17 protein-coding genes are annotated in these 18,620 nt (G+C 67.7%); 8 read left to right on the top strand and 9 right to left on the bottom strand.

Features of this window, described 5'->3' with window-relative positions:
• Together FW784_RS06360 and FW784_RS06355 are read left to right on the top strand one after the other, a co-directional pair.
• On the top strand, positions 1-2,439 hold a 2,439-nt coding region (locus tag FW784_RS06360), incomplete at its 5' end, for a sensor domain-containing protein (RefSeq protein WP_149352518.1).
• Positions 2,440-2,491: 52 nt separating this feature from the next.
• Positions 2,492-4,048, top strand: coding sequence for a fumarate hydratase (locus FW784_RS06355; protein WP_235893597.1), 1,557 nt, complete (start codon positions 2,492-2,494; stop codon positions 4,046-4,048).
• Between the two features lie 98 nt (positions 4,049-4,146).
• Here the strand turns inward: FW784_RS06355 and FW784_RS06350 are convergent, their stop codons facing one another.
• The 7 genes from FW784_RS06350 to FW784_RS06320 all read right to left on the bottom strand — a co-directional run bounded on the left by FW784_RS06350 (position 4,147) and on the right by FW784_RS06320 (position 10,788).
• A complete protein-coding gene (locus FW784_RS06350) occupies positions 4,147-5,103 on the bottom strand; it encodes a CBASS cGAMP-activated phospholipase (protein ID WP_149352516.1) in 957 nt (318 codons plus the stop codon).
• A gap of 60 nt (positions 5,104-5,163) precedes the next feature.
• A complete protein-coding gene (locus tag FW784_RS06345) occupies positions 5,164-6,480 on the bottom strand; it encodes a mechanosensitive ion channel family protein (RefSeq protein ID WP_187770704.1) in 1,317 nt (438 codons plus the stop codon).
• A 20-nt stretch (positions 6,481-6,500) separates the two neighbouring features.
• On the bottom strand, positions 6,501-7,766 hold the full coding sequence (locus tag FW784_RS06340; protein WP_149352514.1) for a phospholipase D-like domain-containing protein: 1,266 nt from the start codon (positions 7,764-7,766) through the stop codon (positions 6,501-6,503).
• Positions 7,767-7,847: 81 nt separating this feature from the next.
• Positions 7,848-8,363, bottom strand: coding sequence for a DUF456 domain-containing protein (locus FW784_RS06335; RefSeq protein WP_149352513.1), 516 nt, complete (start codon positions 8,361-8,363; stop codon positions 7,848-7,850).
• A gap of 107 nt (positions 8,364-8,470) precedes the next feature.
• On the bottom strand, positions 8,471-9,574 hold the full coding sequence (locus tag FW784_RS06330) for a M35 family metalloendopeptidase (RefSeq protein WP_149352512.1): 1,104 nt from the start codon (positions 9,572-9,574) through the stop codon (positions 8,471-8,473).
• A gap of 164 nt (positions 9,575-9,738) precedes the next feature.
• Positions 9,739-10,215, bottom strand: coding sequence for a glycine zipper 2TM domain-containing protein (locus FW784_RS06325; protein WP_149352511.1), 477 nt, complete (start codon positions 10,213-10,215; stop codon positions 9,739-9,741).
• 120 nt (positions 10,216-10,335) lie between these two features.
• Complete coding sequence (locus tag FW784_RS06320) at positions 10,336-10,788, bottom strand: hypothetical protein (RefSeq protein ID WP_149352510.1); 453 nt, start codon at positions 10,786-10,788, stop codon at positions 10,336-10,338.
• A gap of 88 nt (positions 10,789-10,876) precedes the next feature.
• Between FW784_RS06320 and FW784_RS06315 the strand changes: the two genes are divergently transcribed.
• The gene (locus FW784_RS06315; protein WP_149352509.1) at positions 10,877-11,686 is read left to right on the top strand and encodes a tRNA threonylcarbamoyladenosine dehydratase; all 810 of its coding nucleotides are present in this window, start codon (positions 10,877-10,879) and stop codon (positions 11,684-11,686) included.
• On the opposite strand, the gene FW784_RS06310 is transcribed toward FW784_RS06315, so the two are convergent.
• Positions 11,664-12,440 (bottom strand): TatD family hydrolase, encoded by a 777-nt coding sequence (locus tag FW784_RS06310; RefSeq protein ID WP_149352508.1) that lies wholly within the window; start codon positions 12,438-12,440, stop codon positions 11,664-11,666. The two genes, FW784_RS06315 and FW784_RS06310, sit on opposite strands and share 23 nt — an antisense overlap.
• Before the next feature lie 2 nt (positions 12,441-12,442).
• Positions 12,443-12,655 carry a DUF6116 family protein gene (locus FW784_RS06305; protein WP_149352507.1) on the bottom strand — a complete coding sequence of 71 codons (213 nt, stop codon included), beginning with the start codon at positions 12,653-12,655 and terminating at the stop codon, positions 12,443-12,445.
• A gap of 153 nt (positions 12,656-12,808) precedes the next feature.
• Between FW784_RS06305 and FW784_RS06300 the strand changes: the two genes are divergently transcribed.
• The 5 genes from FW784_RS06300 to FW784_RS06280 all read left to right on the top strand — a co-directional run bounded on the left by FW784_RS06300 (position 12,809) and on the right by FW784_RS06280 (position 18,573).
• Positions 12,809-13,648, top strand: coding sequence for a glycine zipper 2TM domain-containing protein (locus FW784_RS06300; protein WP_149352506.1), 840 nt, complete (start codon positions 12,809-12,811; stop codon positions 13,646-13,648).
• Between the two features lie 147 nt (positions 13,649-13,795).
• Positions 13,796-14,959 (top strand): acyl-CoA dehydrogenase family protein, encoded by a 1,164-nt coding sequence (locus tag FW784_RS06295; RefSeq protein ID WP_149352505.1) that lies wholly within the window; start codon positions 13,796-13,798, stop codon positions 14,957-14,959.
• Positions 14,960-15,052: 93 nt separating this feature from the next.
• On the top strand, positions 15,053-15,601 hold the full coding sequence (locus FW784_RS06290; protein ID WP_149352504.1) for a GNAT family N-acetyltransferase: 549 nt from the start codon (positions 15,053-15,055) through the stop codon (positions 15,599-15,601).
• Complete coding sequence (locus tag FW784_RS06285) at positions 15,601-16,239, top strand: glutathione S-transferase family protein (protein ID WP_235893598.1); 639 nt, start codon at positions 15,601-15,603, stop codon at positions 16,237-16,239. Before FW784_RS06290 ends, FW784_RS06285 begins: the two co-directional genes overlap by 1 nt.
• 51 nt (positions 16,240-16,290) lie before the next feature.
• Entirely contained in the window at positions 16,291-18,573 is a 2,283-nt protein-coding gene (locus FW784_RS06280; RefSeq protein WP_187770703.1) for a thiamine pyrophosphate-dependent enzyme, read from the top strand.
• Positions 18,574-18,620 lie beyond the last annotated feature (47 nt).

Below are 18,620 nucleotides of genomic sequence, written 5' to 3'. Positions count from 1 at the left end.
CTCGCGACCGCGCTGCTCGGCAGCCTGCTCGCGCACCAGCGCGACCGCGTGCGCGCGCGATTGCGTGCCGCCACCGGCCATCTGCTCACCCTCGCGGAAAAGAGCCCGGGCCTCGTCGCCACGTTCGATCGTGAGTTCCGCCATCGCCACGCCAATGACGCCTACCTGCGCTGGGCAGGCGTGGCGCGCGAAGGCGTCGCGGGCACGCTGCTGTCCGAAGCGCTCGGACACCCGTTCGCCACGCAAATAGCGACGAGCGCCGCGCGCGCCATGGCCGGTGCATCGCAGCAGCTGCAGGCCGAACGCGCCGAGCGGCTGCTCGACGTGCGCCTGGAGCCGTATTTCGGGCTCGACGGTGCAATCGCCGGCTTCCACCTCCTGGCCGACGACATCACGTGGATGCGCCAGGGCGAACGCGACCTGCGCGCGATGGTGAACGCGTCCCCCGAGCCGACACTCGTGCTCGACGAGGACAGCCGCATCCAGCTGCACAACGCGCCGGCCGAAGCGATGTTCGCGGCGTCCGCGACCGAACTGGTCGGCACGCCGCTGGCCGCGTGGTTGAACGAACAGGGCGAGACCCCGGACGCCCGCGGGCTGCGCGCACGTCGTCGCGATGGCAGCACCTTCCCGGTCGAGCTGCGCCTGGGATCGATGCCCGGCGAGCACGGCGGTCGCTCGGTGGTGACGCTCCGCGACCTGAGCCGTGATCGCGCACTCGAAGCCGCCGCGCTCGCCGCGCGCGAGCAGGCGCAGGCGACGCTCGATTCGATCAGCGATGCATTGGTGGTGGTCGACATCGCCGGCGTCGTGACCGCCTTCAATCCGGCCGCCACGGCGCTCACCGGATGGCCGCGCGAGGACGCAGTCGGTAATGCGGTGAACGACATCCTGCAACTCGTTGACCGCGACTCCGGCGAGGCGCGCGCATCGGTGCTGCATGGCGTGCTGCAACAAGGCCGCGCCGCGCGGCTCGAAGGCGGCCGCGACCTGGTGCGGCGCGATGGCGAGAGGCGCGCGATCGAAGAGTCCGCTTCGCCGTTGCGCGACGTCGCCGGCAAGATCGCCGGTGCAGTGCTCTTGCTGCGGGACGTCACCGCCGCGCGCGAAGAGGCGCAAGCGCTCGCCCACATGGCGCAGCATGATTCGCTCACCGAACTGCCCAACCGCGTGCTGTTCCAGGACCGCCTGACGCAGGCGCTGGCGACGGTCGCGCGGGGAAACCGCGGCGCGGTGCTCTACATCGACCTCGACCGCTTCAAGCCGATCAACGACACGTTGGGGCATCCGGTTGGCGACAAGGTGCTGCAGGAAGTCGCGCAACGGCTGCGGGCATGCGTGCGCGACGACGACACCGTGAGCCGCCAGGGCGGCGACGAGTTCGTGCTGCTGCTCCAGCGCCTCGCCGATCCGCGAGATGCCGCGCGCGTGGCCGAAAAGCTCATCCGCTCCGTGCAGGAGCCGATCCTGCACGAAGGCCACGAGTTGCGCGTCGGCGCCAGCGTCGGGATATCTCTGTTCCCGCAGGACGCGCGCGATGCGCAAACGCTGATGAAACAGGCCGACACCGCGCTGTACCACGTCAAGGAAACCGGACGCGGGCGGTACAGCTATTTCACCGACCTGATGGGCGAGCGCGCCGACGCGCGCATGCGCACCGAGAACGACCTGCGCCTGGCGCTTGCCGCAGACGACTTCGTCATCGATTACCAGCCGGTGGTGGACGCGCGCACGGGCCGGTTCACCTCGGTCGAAGCACTGCTGCGCTGGCGTCGCATGGACGGCACCGTGCTGCTGCCGGAAATGTTCCTCGCGGTGGCCGAGGAAACCGGGCTGATGCTCCAGATCGACGAGTGGGTGCTGGGCAAGGCCTGTCGCCAGAACGCGGCCTGGCAACAGGCGGGGCTGCCGCCGTTACCGCTGTCGGTGAACATTTCCCTTGCGCGTTTCGATCCCGCGCGCCTGCTGGCGCAGGTGGACGCCGCGCTTGCCGCCGCTACGCTGGAGCCGCGCTGGCTGGAGATCGAATTCCGCGGCGAACAGCTTTTCGTGCTCGGCGAGCCGGCGCGGGCGCTCGTCGCCGACCTGCGCGCGCTCGGGGTCAAGGTCGCGGTGGACGACGTCGCGACCAGTCAGGCCAGCACGTCGCAGCTCATCGATTTCGGCTTCGACGCGCTCAAGCTCGACATCGCCGTCGTCGAGGCATTGTCCGACGACGAGCGCGCACGACGCATCGCCGAAGCCGTCTGCCGCACCGGCGCCGCGCTGGGTTGCCAGGTGATCGCCAAGGGCGTCGAGTCCGACGCGCATCGCGAACTGCTGATGCGTTGGGGCTGTACCGGCCTGCAGGGCACGCTGTTCAGCCCACCGCTCGCATCGACCGCCGTTGGCGCGCTGCTGGGCGGCGCGGGCGTAGGCCCGGTGGCCAGGCGCGCCTGACGCAGCCGTGCAGGGCGGTAAAATGGCGGACTTTCCGTCATCGACGACCGCCGTGTCCCCATCCGTTCCGTATGCGCCGTCCACGCCCGTCGCCGTCCGCCAGGACGACCTGATCCAGTCCGTCGCCGACGCGCTGCAGTACATCAGCTACTACCACCCGGTCGACTACATCAAGGCGCTCACCGCCGCGTACGAGCGCGAGCAGTCACCGGCCGCGCGCGACGCCATGGCGCAGATCCTCATCAACTCGCGCATGTGCGCCGAAGGGCGTCGGCCGATCTGCCAGGACACCGGCATCGTCACCGTGTTCCTCGACGTCGGCATGGACGTGCGCTGGGACGGCGCCACGATGAGCGTCGAGGACATGGTCAACGAGGGCGTGCGGCGCGCGTACCTCGATCCCGACAACGTGCTGCGCGCCAGCGTTCTCGCCGACCCCGCGGGAAAGCGCACCAACACGCGCGACAACACCCCGGCCGTCATCCACACGAAGCTCGTGCCCGGCAATACCGTGCATGTCACCGTGGCGGCGAAAGGTGGCGGTTCGGAGGCGAAGAGCAAGTTCGCGATGCTCAACCCGTCCGACTCGATCGTCGACTGGGTGCTCAAGACCGTGCCGACCATGGGTGCGGGCTGGTGCCCGCCGGGCATGCTCGGCATCGGCATCGGCGGCACCGCCGAGAAGGCGATGCAGCTGGCGAAGGAAGTGCTGATGGAGCCCGTCGACATCCAGGATCTCGTGGCGCGCGGCCCGTCCAACCGCGTCGAGGAGCTGCGCCTGGAGCTCTACGACAAGGTCAACGCGCTTGGCATCGGTGCGCAGGGCCTCGGCGGCCTCACCACCGTGCTCGACGTCAAGATCAAGGATTACCCGACCCACGCGGCGAACCTGCCGGTGGCGATCATCCCCAACTGCGCCGCGACGCGGCATGCACATTTCACGCTCGACGGATCGGGCCCGGTGCAGCTGGATCCGCCGTCGCTGGAGGACTGGCCGAAGCTGACTTACGACGCGTCGGCCGGACGCCGGGTCGATCTCGACACCGTGACTCGTGAAGAAGTCGCGGGCTGGAAACCCGGCGAAGTGCTGCTGCTCAACGGCAAGCTGCTCACCGGCCGGGATGCCGCCCACAAGCGCATGGTCGACATGCTCAATCGCGGCGAGACGCTGCCGGTGAGCCTCGCGGGTCGATTCATCTACTACGTCGGTCCGGTCGATCCGGTGCGCGACGAGGTCGTCGGCCCCGCGGGTCCGACCACGGCAACGCGCATGGACAAGTTCACCGAACAGGTGCTCAGCGAAACCGGGCTGTTCGGCATGGTCGGCAAGGCCGAGCGCGGACCCGTGGCGATCGAGGCGATCCGCAAGCACAAGTCGGCCTACCTGATGGCCGTCGGCGGCGCGGCCTACCTCGTGTCGAAGGCGATCAAGGCCTCGCGCGTCGTCGCGTTCGAAGATCTCGGCATGGAAGCGATCTACGAGTTCACCGTGCAGGACATGCCGGTCACCGTCGCGGTGGATTCGAACGGGACGTCCGTGCATACGACGGGTCCGCGCGAGTGGCAGGCGCGGATCGGGAAGATTCCGGTGGTCGTCGAAACGGTCTGACCGGCGATCGCAGCGCGACGGATTAGCTGACAACGTTGATTCGGTCCGCGCCGCAGCCTGCTGGCGGCGCGGTCAATCGCAGCGGGCGGTCGCGTGGTTCACAGCTGTCGCGCCAATGCCGCCAGCGCCTGTTGGGTCGCGGGCAGGCGCGAGTACGACTGCGCCAGCGTCTCCAGCGCCGCGATGTTGGTGTCGCTCACGTCGTCCAGGTCGTCCAGTCCGGTCGTGAGCGCAGCCTGCAGGCGGAAGTAGGCATCGCCGACGATGTGCTGCGCGATGTAGTCGACGGACTCCGCGTTGCCGTCGAACAGCACGTCGATGATGGGAATGGCCCATTCCAAAGCGCCCCATTCGCGCGCCGAGCGCAGGTCGATCGGACGCGTGCGTTCGCCGCTTCCGACGGACACCACGACGAGGTCGCGCGTGCCTGTCACCGTCTCGTCCTTGCGCAGGGCTTCCGCGATTGCACACGCCGTCGGATTGTTCGCGACCACGCCGCCATCGATCAGGGCGCAGTCGCGGCCTTCGACGCGCAACGGATGCGCGGGGAAGTAGGTGGGCGCCGCCGTAGTGGCCCGGCAGACGTCGCGCACGCGCAGGTCGGCGTGCTCGGGCTTGAAGCTCTTGAACATCACCGGCTTCCGGCTGATCACGTCGTAGCTCGGCACAAGCGTCGGAACGCGGCAGTCGCCGAGCCGGGCGTCGCCGAAGACGTCGGCCAGCACCGCCTCGAGGCCACGCCCGTCGTAGCGGGGCGCCGACGGCCCGTCGCTCAGCAGCCGCGTTGCTCGCGACCACAGGCGGCGCGCCATGCCAGGGAAGATGTCATGGCGCCGCGTGCGATAGAGGTCGGCGAGTGCGTCCGGCGGATGGCCGAGCGCGAGGCCACAGGCGATCAGGCCGCCGGTCGAGCTGCCCGCGATCAGGTCGAAACTGCCCGGGATATGCGCCTTTCCGGCCGCCGCCAACGAGCTGTCCACCGCACCGAGCCATCGGCACGTGACCAGGCCGCGGATACCGCCACCGTCGAGCGAAAGAATGCGTCGTAGCTTCATGGCCGTCCTCCTTGATGGCAGATTGCGCGCGCTCCGTCGCAGGCATTGCGAGCGGTGCGCCTAGATCAGGTTCTCCGAGTCGTGCACCGCGCGCTGCTCGACGACCTGCGCGTCGATGTCGTGATTGACCGACGTATCGCCGCAGCCCTCCGGCTCGGTCGGTTCGGGCGTGGGGAGTTCCATGCCGAAGCGACGCGCCATGCTTGGCGGCAACGGCGCGGTGAGCATGTACTGGACCGGCCGCGGCCCGTCGATCTCGGCCTTTTCGAAGGCGAGCTTCACGGCACGGATTGCTTCGCTGCGCACCTTGCGATGGTCGCTCTCGCGCTGGTTCACCCAGGCCTGGAACTTCAGCTGGATACCGCCGGCCATGTAGCCATCGACCAGCCAGGAGGGCGCGGGGTCGGCAAGCACGCCGTCCACCTGGCTCAGCTGCGCCAACGCGGCTTCCTGTGCTTCGCGGATCGATTCGGCGACGTCGATGACCATCGTGAACTCGAAGCGCCGGGTCGGGTTCTGCGTGTAGTTCGTCACCACCGACTTGAACACGATGGCGTTCGGCACCGCGACCTGCACGCCATCGAACGTCATGAGGATCGTCGAGCGCGACGTAAGCGCCACCACCTTGCCCTCGTATCGGTCGACCAGGATGTGGTCACCCGGCGAGAAGCCGCGACGCAGGCTCAGCAGGATGCCGGCCACGTAGTTCTCGGCGATGTCGCGGAAGGCGAAGCCGATCGCGAGCCCGACGACGCCTGCCGAGCCGAGCAGGGCACCGACGATCGCCGTGGCGTCGAGCAGGTCGAGCGCGATCAGGATGCCCAGCAACAGGACCAGCCAGTTCACGAGCCGTGCCACTAGCGAATCGATGTACGGGTTGTGCGCGCTGAAACGCGACAGGTGGATGCGGCGGCTGATCGTCCGACCGACCCACCACGACAGCAGCACGATGATCACAGCGACCAGCAGGAGCGGCAGCCGCGCGACGAGCCCGATCAGCTTGCCGTACACCTGCGACAGCGCGAGGTGCAGCCGCGTCACCACGCCGCCGGGGATCTGAAGCCGGTCGTCGACGGCGCCGACGCCTGGCTGCTGCACCGCGATCTGCTCGGCATGCGCACGATCGGTGGAATCGCTGACGGAGCCTTCAAGCCGCACGACGCCGGCGGCCGACGTGACCGTAACGGCGCCGAATCCCGGCACCGCATGCAGGCGTGCCGCCACCGTCCGGGCGAGCTGTGTGTCGTTCGGGCCCGGCGCGGGCGCACCTGCGCGGACTGCGGCCGCCTGCGCGATCCACGCCTGCCCCTGCGCGCCCGCGACGATGGGAAGCAGCAGGACGCAGAGGACGAACAGCCCGCGTGCCACCCGCTTCATCCGCTCCGTACCCATCCGGTTCAGAGCTGGGACTTGATGGGAAGCAGGAACTTCTCCGACATCCGTTCCTTCCACGGTCGCGCGGACCACATCGCGAAGGTGTAGGGCCGGGTCTTCAACAGGTCGCGTTCAAACAACGCGGTCATCTGCTCGGCGAAGGCGTGGTCATAGACGTTGAGGCTGGCTTCGTCGTTCAACTGGAACGAGCGCTGGTCGAGGTTGGTCGACCCCACCGACACCATGTAGCGGTCGACGATCATCAGCTTCACGTGCAGCATCGTGGGCTGGTAGAGGTGGATCTCGGCGCCCGCGGCGAGCAGCGGGCCCCATTCCTTCTTCGTCGCGATCTTGACCGTTTCCGAATCCAGATGCGGGCCCGGCAACAACAGCCGCACCATCACGCCGCGCCGGCGCGCCGCCATAAGGGCGTCGCGGAGCAACGGATCGGGGATGAAGTAGGCCGCCTCGACGTCGATGGTGCTCTTCGCCGACGCAATGGCCATCAGGAACATGAGGTGCATGCTCTCGCTGCCGCCTGCGGGCGAGGAGATGAACATGTGCGCCCGCATGTCGCCTGCAGGCGGAATCTGCGGGAAGTAAGCGTCGCCGTTGAGTACGCGGCCGGTCGTCTTGATCCAGTTGTCGTTGAACGCCGCCTGGATCTGCGCGACCACCGGACCCTCGATCCGGAAGTGCAGGTCGTGCCAATGGTCGGGATCCTGTGCGTGACCGAGCCACGAATCGCCGACGCCGACGCCGCCGGTGAAGCCGATCTGGCCGTCCACGACCAGGAGCTTGCGGTGCGTTCGGTTGTTCAGGCGGCCGAGGTTGTACCAGTGCAGCGGTCGATACAGCTCGATGTTGACGCCGCACTTCTTCATCTCGTCGAGCGTCGAGCTGTCCATCTTGATGCTGCCGGCCCAGTCGACCGTCACGGTGACCGGGATACCCGCCTTGGCGCGCTCGCACAGGGCATCGCTGAACTTCGTGGCGATCTCGCCTGCCCACCAGATGTAGGACTCGAAGGTGACCGTCTTCTTCGCGCCGCGGATCGCCTCGAGCATGGCCGGGAAGATCTGGTCGCCGTCCACCAGCACGGTGACCTTGTTGCCCGGCAGGATCGACGGCCCGAGCATTACCCCCATCTCGCGCAGGAATTGCGGATCGGTGCTGTCGTAGCGGTGGGTGACTCGCGTCTCGAGCTTCTTCTCCGGCGTCGCGAAGTTCATCGCGATCACCACGAGCAGCAGCGTGGCCAACGCCGTCAGGGCGATAGTCCAGATCATCCGGCGGCGGCTCCAGTTCGGTCGGAATTTCATCGCGAGCGACTGTGAGCGGCTGTAGCGCAAGCGGGCGTGAAGCCGGATTCAGGCGCCACGGTGTGCCATCCAGACCACGGCGAACAGCCCCAGCATCGCGAACGCAAGCACCATCTTCAGAACGGTTCCGAGCAAGAGACCGGTCCACGTGCCGACGCCGACGCGCGCGGCATGGCCCATGTCGGCACCGCGCAGGTTCCGGCGGTGTGCGAGCTCGCCGAGCACCGCGCCCACGAACGGGCCGATGAAGATGCCGATGAACCCGAAGAAGACGCCCGCGATCGCGCCGATCGTGGCGCCCAGCAACGCGAGTCGGCTCGCACCCACGCGCTTCGCGCCCATCGCGGTGGCGAGCAGGTCGATCGCGAACGACGCGAGTGTCAGCACCGCGAGCACGCCCAGCGTCCACCCGCCGACGTGGTGGAAGCCGTCCGCCCATGCCGCGAGCAGAAGCCCGCCGAACACCAGGGGTATGCCCGGAAGCGCGGGAAGCACGGTGCCCGCGATCCCGGCGATGACCAGGATGACGGCAAGGATGGACCAGAGGGCGCTGAGGTCGGGCACGGGTGGCTCTCGATGGATTGGCCGCGATTCTGGACCAACCGGCGCGACAGCGACCGGAAACGACGAAGCCCGGCGGGTGCCGGGCTTCTCGTGTTGCAACCGACGCCTCAGTTCTGCGCGGGATTGTTCTCTGCGAAGTACTCGTGGTTGTCGGCGTTGTCGAGCGCCTGGTCCGGGTTGGACGCAGCGAGGTTCGTTGCAGCGCTCTGGCCGTAGACGTGGTCGCTCGTCCCGGCCGTGACGTTGAAGTGGCTCATCTCGTGGATCAGCGTGCCGCCCTTGGAATCGGTGCCCGTCAGCGGCGCCGACCAGAACGCCTTGCATACGAAGATCTCGTACGGCCGGGTCGGATAGACGTACGCGTAGTAGCTGTGGTTGCAGCCGCAATTGATCGTGACCTGGCCACCGCTCTGGTCGATCGCCGAATCGATGCTCACGAAGTGCTGTCGCGCCGTCGAATACCGCGTCGACGTGTAAGCGCCGAACCACGTGGTGTACCGCGCGCCGACCGCGCCACCGTTGAGGTAGCCCTTCGCGTTCTCGGAGTAGGTGCGCGCCGCATTGACGGCGTTCCCGGCCGTGTTGATCTGCGTGGTGGAACAGCTCTTGAACGAAACGCCGTTGACGACGGTCCCGCCCGAGCTCGGCTTGGAGCGCGCGGCGAGCGTCTGCGTGCCACCCAGTTGGTCCGTGCCGTCCACCCACAGCTTGAGCGCGGCACTCTGCGCAACCATCGGCAGGCCGTTGGGTGTCATCAGCATCTGGCCGCCTTCGAGCGACGCGTGCTGCAGCGGCGTCTTGAATGCGACGGTGTACTCGCCGGTCTTCGCAAGGTCGTAGAACGCCGAGAGATCGACACTCGTCCGGTAGGTCTGGCCCGGGCGAAGCAGAACGAAATCCGCCGCCTGCGGCAGGCCGCGCTTGATCATCGGGCCTTCGTACGCAACCTCGCGGCCGTCACGGGTGACGGTGAACAGGTCCGACTGCAGGTACTCGGCGGGAAGCTGCCACGCAGGAATGCGCAACATGCGGTTGCCGGTGTTGGTGATCTCCACATCCACCGCGCCCAAGAACGACGACTGGCTCGAAGAAGCGACCAGCGCGACGCGCAGCGGGTTGAAGCGGGCGGTCTGGATCGAGGCGTCGGCGGCGTTCAGTGCCGCGCCGGCCAGAAGTATGCCGGCGGCGGCGAGCAGGGTCATGCGGTTCATTGCGTCACCTCGGGGGGCTGGCGAGACCGGTTGGTCCCGGCGACGTTAACCCGCGAGTCACCTCGCCGCATGCCGCGGTGCAACAAACGTCGAATGTTGCGAGAACCGGACAAAGAAACGGCCCCGACATGCGGGGCCGTTGATTGAAGCGTGACCGGGTTCGCTTAACGGACCCAGACGCGACCGTTGTACACGCGGACACGGGTGCCCTCGCGGACGCCGCCGAGGTCGCTCTGGGAGACGACGGTCTCGCGGCCGTCGTCCATCCGGACGTAGACGTTGTAGGTGGTGGTACCGCCCATGTTGCGTTCGATCGCCGCACCGGCCGCTGCGCCGGCTGCCGCACCGCCAACGGTCGCGACGTTCTGGCGGCCCTTGCTTGAATCGTTGGCGATCGTGTGGCCCGCAGCCGCGCCGACCAGTCCGCCGATCACGGCGCCGGTCACGCCGCTGCGCGGGGCGCCGGTGGAACCCGTTGCCTCGATGCGCGTCACGGTGCCGCAGTCGTAGCAGACGCCGCCGCTGGAGTACGGCGGCGGGCTGCCCGCATATCCGTTCGACGGGTAGCCGGTAGTGGCACAGGACGACAGGCCGATAACCGATACGGCGGCAAGGGCGAGAAGACGCGGCTGGATGTTCATGGATAGCTCCCGATCTGGCGGACCCGGGTGGTCGCCATGCGGGGCCGATGCTGGGAGGGCCGCGGTGAACGTCCAATCAAACGCGCGAGCGGCATTCAGCCTGCGGTGTGCCGCGTGCGGTCAGTTGTTCGTGTACTTGTGGCAGTCCTCGCACGCCTGGCCGATCTTCGCCGCAACGGCCTGGACGCCCGGGCAGCTCAGCGGAGGAGACGCCAGCGACGCGTCGATCGCAGCACGCAAATCGCTCGCGTACTTGGCGAACTTCGGATCGTCGCGCATGTCCTTGAACGCCGGCTCGATGTCGTTCGCCAGCGCGCGCACGGTCTGCAGGTGTGGAAGAACGTCGGTCGCAGCGCACCGGTTCTGCGTGACGTTGTCCTTCAGCGCGTGCATGTGCGCCGCCATGACATGCATCAGCGAATGCGGGTACGGGTCTTCGCGCTGCTGAAGCGCACGCATCACCATCACGGTCGCGACCGCGCCTACCACGAGGCCGAGCAGGCCCATGAACAGGTAGCGTGAGCCGTTTCCACGGCGGGCAGGAGCGGACGGCGGAATGTTCGCGTCGGACATCGACCTGTTCCATTTGAATGATCGCCAGACCTTATCACGCAGCCGTCGTGCGGCCGGTCGTCACGCGGCGCACCTCTAGAATGCCGCCATGCAGACGTCCTACCTCGACCCCATCTGGACCGAACGCTTCACCGGCGTCGATCGACTCTATGGCGCCGGCAGCATCGAGCGCCTGTCGAAATGCCGCGTCGCGATCGTCGGTCTTGGCGGCGTCGGATCGTGGGTGGCCGAGGCGCTGGCACGCTCGGCGGTGGGCCATCTTCGACTGCTCGACGCGGACGACATCTGCGTGTCCAACACCAATCGCCAGTTGCCGGCGATGGAAGGCACGTTCGGGCACGCCAAGGTGGCGGCGATGGCTGCGCGCTGCCAACGCATCAATCCGCTGATGGACGTGGAACCGGTGCCCGCGTTCATCACGGCAACGAACCTGGCCACGCAGCTCGACGCCGACTTCGACCTGGTGGTCGACGCCTGCGACAACGTCGCGAGCAAGGTGGAGATCATCGCGTGGTGCCGCCGACGCAAGCTGCCCGTCGTGGTCAGCGGTTCGGCGGGCGGCCGCACCGATTCCACGCTGGTGCGTGCACGCGACCTGTCGCGCACCGAGCAGGACGCGATGCTCGCCCTGGTGCGCAAGAGGCTGCGTTCCGACTTCAACTTCCCGCGGAATCGCGACCGGTATTTCGGCGTCACCGCTATCTACTCGCTCGAGAACGTGCGCTACCCGCAGGCAGACGGCAGCGTGTGCGGCATGCGCGAGGCGGGCGGGGAGGGCAGTCTCAAGCTCGACTGCGGCGGCGGGCTCGGCGCGGCCACGCACGTGACGGGCGCATTCGCCTTCGCGATGGCGGGCAAGGCGATCGAACTGCTGCTCAAGACGAAGCAGGCATCCTGAAGCCGAACAGCCGTCCCGCATTGAGCGTGGTCGCACGCGCTACGTCGTTAGCCGATTCGCCACGTAGCTCGGCGATCGTGCGAAGCACGTTGACCAGCCGAGCCGGTTCGTTGCGGGCGCCGCGCGCCTCGGCGTCGGGCTGGTCCGGGGCATCGGTTTCGAGCAGCAGGTGCTCGATTGGCATCGTCGCGACGAGGGTGCGCAGGCGGTTGGCGCGTTCGTAGGTCACCGGGCCACCGAGCCCGAGCATGAAGCCCTCGCGCCACAAGGCCTCGGCCTGCTGGCGGCTGCCGGAAAAACTGTGGACGACGCCGCGAAGGCCGCCTAAGTGTCGAAGCGCCGCGATCACCGCGTCGACCGCGCGCCGGGCGTGGACGATAACCGGCAGGTCGAAGTCCCGGGCGATCAGCAGTTGCTGTTCGAACAGTTCGCCCTGTCGCTGGCGGTCGAGGCCGTCGATGAAGTAGTCGAGGCCGCATTCGCCAACCGCCACCGGCCGCTCGCGTTCGATCCATTCGCGCAGGTGTTGCACGTCCGCGTCGGCATGCCTGTCCAGATAGACGGGGTGCAGCCCATAGGCGGCGTGCAGGCCCTCGTAGCGCGCACACGTCGCACGGAGGCCCGGCCAGGCGGCGGCGTGGATCGCGGGTACCACCTGCTGCGTCACGCCCGCAGCGCGGGCGCGCGCGATCACGGCGTCGCGGTCGACATCGAACTCGGGCACGTCGATGTGCGAGTGCGTGTCGACCAGCATGGTTACGGGTCGCGTATGACGCGGCCCGCGGCGGGCCGCTTCTTCCAGTTCGCGAACATCATGGTCGCGAGGCCGAGCAGGATGTCGTCGAACGGCAGCCCGTTCGGGATCAGGAGATCGATCGCGAACAGGAAGGCCGTGATCTTGAACAGGGTGGGATGGCTGAGCCTCTCGGCCCACTTCATGAAGCGCTGGATAAAGAAGAGTCGGATCATGGTCACCTCGCTGTATGGACGCTAGCACGCGCCGGCTGCCGCGCCGTGTGCACGGCTGAATGCGACGGGTGAATTGGCAGTGATGCTCTGCGCCGGTTCAGGTTGATGGCCCTTTAATCGCCCCATGCCAGATCGAACTGGCGCGGAGGCTTCATGGACAAGAACATTCTCGCGGTCGCACTGGGTTCCATGCTGCTCGGCGGCGTCGCGGTAGCGGCGTACCACAGCATGAGCAACGACTCGCCCGCCGCATCCTTCCAGCCACTGCACGCGCAGCAGCCGGCAGTGGGCGGCACGCAGTTGGATTCGTCGAGCTCGTTGCAGGCGCGGATTGCGCCGACTGCACCGCAGCTCGCCGCCGTCGCGACCCCGCAGGTCGAGTACGCCGATGTCGTGGACGTCAACGCCGTGCGCAAGTCGAGCGCGCGCTACGCCTCCGTGATCGGCGTCGATCCGGTCCGCGAGACCAGCACCACCAGTTCGCCGCGTGAAGTGTGCAACGACGTCGTCGTGCAGGAGCGGCTCCCGGAGCGCGACGGCAACGTCGGCGGTACGGTCGTCGGCGCGCTGGTCGGCGGACTCGTCGGTAACCGCGTGGGCGCCGGCAACGGCCGCAAGCTCGCAACCGTCGCGGGCGCGGTCGGCGGCGGCTTCATCGGCAATCGCGTCGACCGCAACCACATCGGCGGTCGCGTTGTCGATCGCGTCGACCACCAGTGCCACACGATCACCGACACGTCGCGCAGCTCGCGCACCGTCGCGTACACGGTGACCTACCGGAACCCCGACGGCACAGTGGGGACCGAGCGCCTCAAGAGCCGTCCGGGCAGCCGCATCCGCGTCGGTACTGACAACGCGGTGGTGGGATATGACGTCACGTATCGCTACGGCGGCGCGGAGCACACCGTCCGCATGGACGAGCGCCCGGGCGCGCGGCTCCCGGTGGTCGGCGGTCGCGTCGTGACCGGCACCGCGGTCGCCAGCCGCGGCTAGGCAACACGGAACTCGTGAGGTCGGAGAGGGTCGGGAAACCGGCCCTTTTCGTTGCCCGCGATCCGCCGGTGGTCGGCCGGGCTGTCGAGCAAGTGTGACGAACGCCTACAATGGCCGGCTTCCGCCGCCCGAACGTCCAATGCCCGCATGGCCCTGAACCCGTACGACCTCTACGACGTCCGTTCGCTCCTGTCCGAAGAAGAACGTGCGGTGCAGGACACCGTGGCGCGATTCACCGACGAGCGCGTGATCCCGATCATCGGTGACGCATTCGACCAGGGCCGCTTTCCACGCGAGCTCGTTCCCGAGATCGCGGAGCTCGGCCTGTTGGGCTCGTCGTTGCCGGACAAATACGGCTGCGCAGGCCTCAACGCCGTCAGCTACGGCCTGATCTGCCAGGAACTCGAGCGGGGCGACAGCGGCATCCGCAGCTTCGTCTCGGTGCAGAGCTCGCTGTGCATGTATCCGATATACGCCTACGGCAATGAAGATCAGCGCGAGCGCTGGCTGCCCGGCATGGCCGAGGGCAAGGTCATCGGCTGTTTCGGCTTGACGGAGCCCCACGGCGGCTCCGACCCGGCCAACATGAAGACCAACGCCAGGCGCGACGGCGCCGACTGGGTCATCAATGGTTCGAAGATGTGGATCACGAACGGCAACCTCGCCGACATCGCGATCGTGTGGGCCCAGACCGACGACGGCATCCAGGGCTTCATCGTCGAAAAGGGCACGCCGGGCTTCGCGGCGCAGGAGATCAAGCACAAGATGTCACTGCGTGCGTCCGTCACCAGCGCGCTGTTCTTCGACAACGTTCGCGTTCCTGATGCGAACCGCCTGCCGAACGTCAAGGGGTTGAAGGGGCCGCTCGGCTGCCTGACCCAGGCGCGTTACGGCATCACGTGGGGGCCGATCGGTGCCGCGATCGCCTGCCTCTCCGAAGCCGTCGACTACACCAAGGAGCGCATCCTGTTCGGTCGCCCCGTGGCGGCCACGCAGAGCGCGCAGATCAAGATGGCCGACATGGCGCGGCGCATCACGCTGGCGCAGATGCTCGTGATCCAGCTCGGTCGCCTGAAGGACGCCGGCCACATGCAGCCGACGCAGGTCTCGCTGGCGAAGTGGAACAACTGCCGCATGGCGATCGACATCGCGCGTGAATGTCGCGACCTGCTCGGCGGCGCGGGCATCACCACCGAGCACGCGGCCATCCGGCATGCGCTCAACCTCGAGTCGGTGATCACGTACGAGGGGACCGAAACGGTCCACCAACTCGTGGTCGGCCGCGAACTGACCGGCATCAGCGCGTTCTGACCGGCACGGCCGGCCTTCGGGCCGGTCATCGCGATTGGCGGCTACAACGTCGCCGATTTGCATTCCAGACCCGGTGTTGCGGAGGAAGCGAGGATGTCCGATCACGGCCCGCGGCTCGAGACCGAGCGACTGATCCTGCGCCAGTGGCGGCAGGATGATTTCGCGCGCTACGCGGACATGTTCCGCGCGCCGCAGACGCATCACATCGGCGGCCCGCTGGTGCTCGGCGATGCCTGGCGCCGGTTCCTTCAGATGCCGGGCGCCTGGGCGATCCAGGGCTTCGCGATGTTCGCCGTCGAGGAGAAGTCGAGCGGCGAGTTCGTCGGCCAGGCGGGTCCCTGGCAGCCGGCCGGCTGGCCGGGCACGGAAGTCGGTTACGCATTCCACCCGGACGCATGGGGCAAGGGCTACGCCACCGAGGCCTGCGTGGCCGCAATGGACTGGGCGTTCGACCACCTCGGCTGGACGGACATCATCCACTCGATCGACGTTGCCAATACGGCGTCGCAGAACGTGGCAAGGCGGCTCGGCGCGCAGAACCGCGGGCGCGGCGTGTTCCAGCCGCCGCACGACCGGTTCCAGATCGACATCTGGGGCCAGACGCGAGAGGAATGGCGCGCGCGGCGGAGTGCGTCGGCGTGATCACGGTTTACGGCTTCTCGCCGTCGGGCAATTGCCACAAGGTGCGGCTGCTGCTCGAGCAGCTGGGTCGCTCATACCACTGGGTCGAGACGGACAGCAGCACCGGCGCGACGCGCACGCCCGACTACCTCGCAAAGAACGCGAACGGGAAGGTCCCGCTCGTGGAGCTCGACGACGGGCGCGTGCTGGCGGAGTCCAACGCGATCCTGTTCTGGCTCGCGCAGGACACGGCCTACCTCCCCACCGATGCGTGGGATCGCGCGCAGGCGCTGAGCTGGATGTTCTTCGAGCAATACAGCCACGAGCCCTACGTGGCGGTGGCGCGCTTCATTTGCGGATGGACGCCGGCCGATTCGCCGCGCCGCGCTGGCCTGGCGCAGCTTCGCGAGCGCGCGCACGACGCGTTGCGCGTCATGGAAACACACCTGCGGGCACGCGAATGGTTCACCGGCAGCCACTACGGCATCGCCGACATTGCGCTGTTCGCTTACACGGACGTCGCCCCGCACGGCGGCATTTCGCTTGGCGCGTATCCCGCGATACGCGATTGGCTTCACCGGGTGCGCCACACGGCCGGCTTCGTTCCGATGGTCGACCCTGATCCACGCGCCGCCGCGCTGATCGCACAATCCGCCTGATCCGACTCCCGCATCGCCGACGGCAGGCCGTGGCCTGCCATGGAATTCCGCATGGCCATCGCTGTCCCCAATCCCATTCCCGCACGCATGAAAGGCGTCAACCGCGCCGAGATCTGCGACGTCAACTTCACGGAATTCGTCAAGGCTTGGGACGGTCGCGCGGATGCGCGGCCGGCACCGCACGAATCGATCCTCGAAGGCAGCGCACTGGATGCGCAGGGATTCCGCGACCTGTTCGAATCGCAGCTGATCAGTCGCCACCTCGACCTGATGGCGCGAGTGCTGCGCGTGCAGAACAAGGTCTTCTACACGATCGGAAGCAGCGGGCACGAGGGCAATGCAATGGTGGCGCGGCTGACGCGACACACCGACCCCGCGTTCCTTCACTACCGTTCCGGCGGTTTCATGGCCGAGCGGTTCCGCAAGCTGCCGGGCATGGATCCGGTGATGGACTCCGCGCTCAGTTTCGCCGCGAGCAAGGATGATCCCGCCTCCGGCGGCCGGCACAAGGTGTGGGGCAGCAAGCCGTTGTGGGTGTTGCCGCAGACGTCGACCATCGCGTCGCACCTGCCCAAGGCGCTGGGCACGGCGATTGCGATCGAGACCGGGCGTCGCATCGGGCATGCGCTTCCGATCCCGGAGGATTCGATCGCGATCTGCTCCTTTGGCGACGCCTCGTCCAACCACGCGACGGCGCAGACCGCGTTCAACGCGGCGGCGTGGACGGCCTACCAGAAGCTGCCTGCGCCGGTGCTGTTCGTCTGCGAGGACAATGGCATAGGCATCTCCGTGAAGACGCCGACCGGCTGGATCGCGAACCGTTTCCGGCAGATGCCGGGCCTCGACTATTTCTTCGCCGACGGCCTCGACCTCGCGCAGGGCTATGTCGAGGTGCAGCGCGCCGTCGAGAATTGTCGTCGTTCGCGGCGCCCGACGTTCCTGCACCTCAAGACGACGCGGATCATGGGGCATGCCGGCACCGACTTCGAGATCGAATGGCGACCGATCGAGGAGCTGTGCGCAGTCGAAGCGAGCGATCCGCTGCTGCGGTCGGCAGCCATTGCGCTCGAGTCGGGGCTGATGTCGAAGGACGAAGTGCTGCACCTGTACGAAGCGACACGCGCACGATGCTTCGCGGCGGCCGAGGAAGCCGACCGGCGTCCCAAGCTTGAAAGGCTGGAGGACGTCATCGCACCGCTGGCGCCGTACTCGCCCGAGAAGGTCCAGGCCGAAGCCACGCGCACCGATTACGCCGAGCGCCGCCTCGCGGTATTCGGCAGCGAAACCCGGCTCCCCGAGACGCAAGCGCCGCGGCACCTCGCCATCCAGATCAACAACGCGCTGCACGACCTGTTCGCCAAGTACCCGGAAACGCTGCTGTTCGGCGAGGACGTGGCGCAGAAGGGCGGCGTCTACACGGTGACCAAGGGGCTGCACAAGGCGTTCGGACCGCGTCGCGTGTTCAATACACTGCTCGACGAGACCACCATCTTCGGTCTCGCGCAGGGCTTTGCGAGCATGGGAATGCTTCCTGTGCCGGAGATCCAGTACCTCGCATACTTCCACAACGCCGGCGACCAGATCCGCGGCGAAGCGTCGAGCCTGCAGTTCTTCAGCAACGACCAGTTCCGCAACCCCATGGTCGTGCGCATGGCGGGACTGGGCTACCAGCGTGGCTTCGGCGGCCACTTCCACAATGACAACTCGATCACCGCGCTCCGCGACATCCCGGGGCTGATCGTGGGCTGCGCGTCGCGTGGTGACGATGCGGCGACGATGCTTCGCACGCTGATGGCGCTGTCGAAGGTCGACGGGCGCGTCAGCATCTTCCTTGAGCCGATCGCCCTGTACATGGCGAAGGACCTCTACCAACCCGGCGATGGCCTGTGGTTGACGCCGTTCCCGGCGCCGGGCGAGGCGATGACGCTCGGCGAGGGCCGTGTCTATGGCGAAGGCGACGATCTGCTGATCGTGACCTACGGCAACGGCGTGCCGATGAGCCTGCGCGCCGCGCGGCGTATCGAGCAGCAGCATGGGTGGAAGACGCGCGTGGTGGACCTGCGCTGGCTGGTGCCGCTCAACGACGCCTATATCGTCGAGCAGGCGCGGAGCGCACGACGGATCATCGTCGTCGATGAGGGCCGGCGCAGCGCAGGCGTCGGCGAGGGCGTGATCACCGCGCTTGTCGAAGGCGGCCTGGGTTCGACGCCTGTCGAGCGCGTGGTGGGCGTCGACACCTACACGCCGCTCGCGGGTGCTGCGTTCCTCGTCATTCCCGGCGAAGACGACATCGTAGGCGCCGCGGCGAAGTTCGCCGCCTCTGCAACGGGCTGACGCGCGCGAGCGCCGAGCGCGTGCGTGTGCGTGTGCTGGAGCGGCCC

The organism is Cognatilysobacter lacus (genome assembly GCF_008274655.1).
In the GTDB taxonomy this organism is placed as follows: domain Bacteria; phylum Pseudomonadota; class Gammaproteobacteria; order Xanthomonadales; family Xanthomonadaceae; genus Cognatilysobacter; species Cognatilysobacter lacus.
The sequence above is the reverse complement of the archived record's forward strand: the minus strand, read 5'-3'. Positions and strand labels throughout refer to the sequence as shown.

What these genes read in the sequence shown, in the direction of transcription:
- FW784_RS06310 (WP_149352508.1), bottom strand. Translation starts at nt 12,440, where the DNA reads ATGCTGGTCGACACGCACTCGCACATCGACGTGCCCGAGTTCGATGTC.
- FW784_RS06315 (WP_149352509.1), top strand. Translation starts at nt 10,877, where the DNA reads ATGCAGACGTCCTACCTCGACCCCATCTGGACCGAACGCTTCACCGGC.
- FW784_RS06290 (WP_149352504.1), top strand. Translation starts at nt 15,053, where the DNA reads ATGTCCGATCACGGCCCGCGGCTCGAGACCGAGCGACTGATCCTGCGC.
- FW784_RS06340 (WP_149352514.1), bottom strand. Translation starts at nt 7,766, where the DNA reads ATGATCTGGACTATCGCCCTGACGGCGTTGGCCACGCTGCTGCTCGTG.
- FW784_RS06330 (WP_149352512.1), bottom strand. Translation starts at nt 9,574, where the DNA reads ATGAACCGCATGACCCTGCTCGCCGCCGCCGGCATACTTCTGGCCGGC.
- FW784_RS06305 (WP_149352507.1), bottom strand. Translation starts at nt 12,655, where the DNA reads ATGATCCGACTCTTCTTTATCCAGCGCTTCATGAAGTGGGCCGAGAGG.
- FW784_RS06350 (WP_149352516.1), bottom strand. Translation starts at nt 5,103, where the DNA reads ATGAAGCTACGACGCATTCTTTCGCTCGACGGTGGCGGTATCCGCGGC.
- FW784_RS06345 (WP_187770704.1), bottom strand. Translation starts at nt 6,480, where the DNA reads ATGAAGCGGGTGGCACGCGGGCTGTTCGTCCTCTGCGTCCTGCTGCTT.
- FW784_RS06325 (WP_149352511.1), bottom strand. Translation starts at nt 10,215, where the DNA reads ATGAACATCCAGCCGCGTCTTCTCGCCCTTGCCGCCGTATCGGTTATC.
- FW784_RS06295 (WP_149352505.1), top strand. Translation starts at nt 13,796, where the DNA reads ATGGCCCTGAACCCGTACGACCTCTACGACGTCCGTTCGCTCCTGTCC.
- FW784_RS06280 (WP_187770703.1), top strand. Translation starts at nt 16,291, where the DNA reads ATGGCCATCGCTGTCCCCAATCCCATTCCCGCACGCATGAAAGGCGTC.
- FW784_RS06320 (WP_149352510.1), bottom strand. Translation starts at nt 10,788, where the DNA reads ATGTCCGACGCGAACATTCCGCCGTCCGCTCCTGCCCGCCGTGGAAAC.
- FW784_RS06300 (WP_149352506.1), top strand. Translation starts at nt 12,809, where the DNA reads ATGGACAAGAACATTCTCGCGGTCGCACTGGGTTCCATGCTGCTCGGC.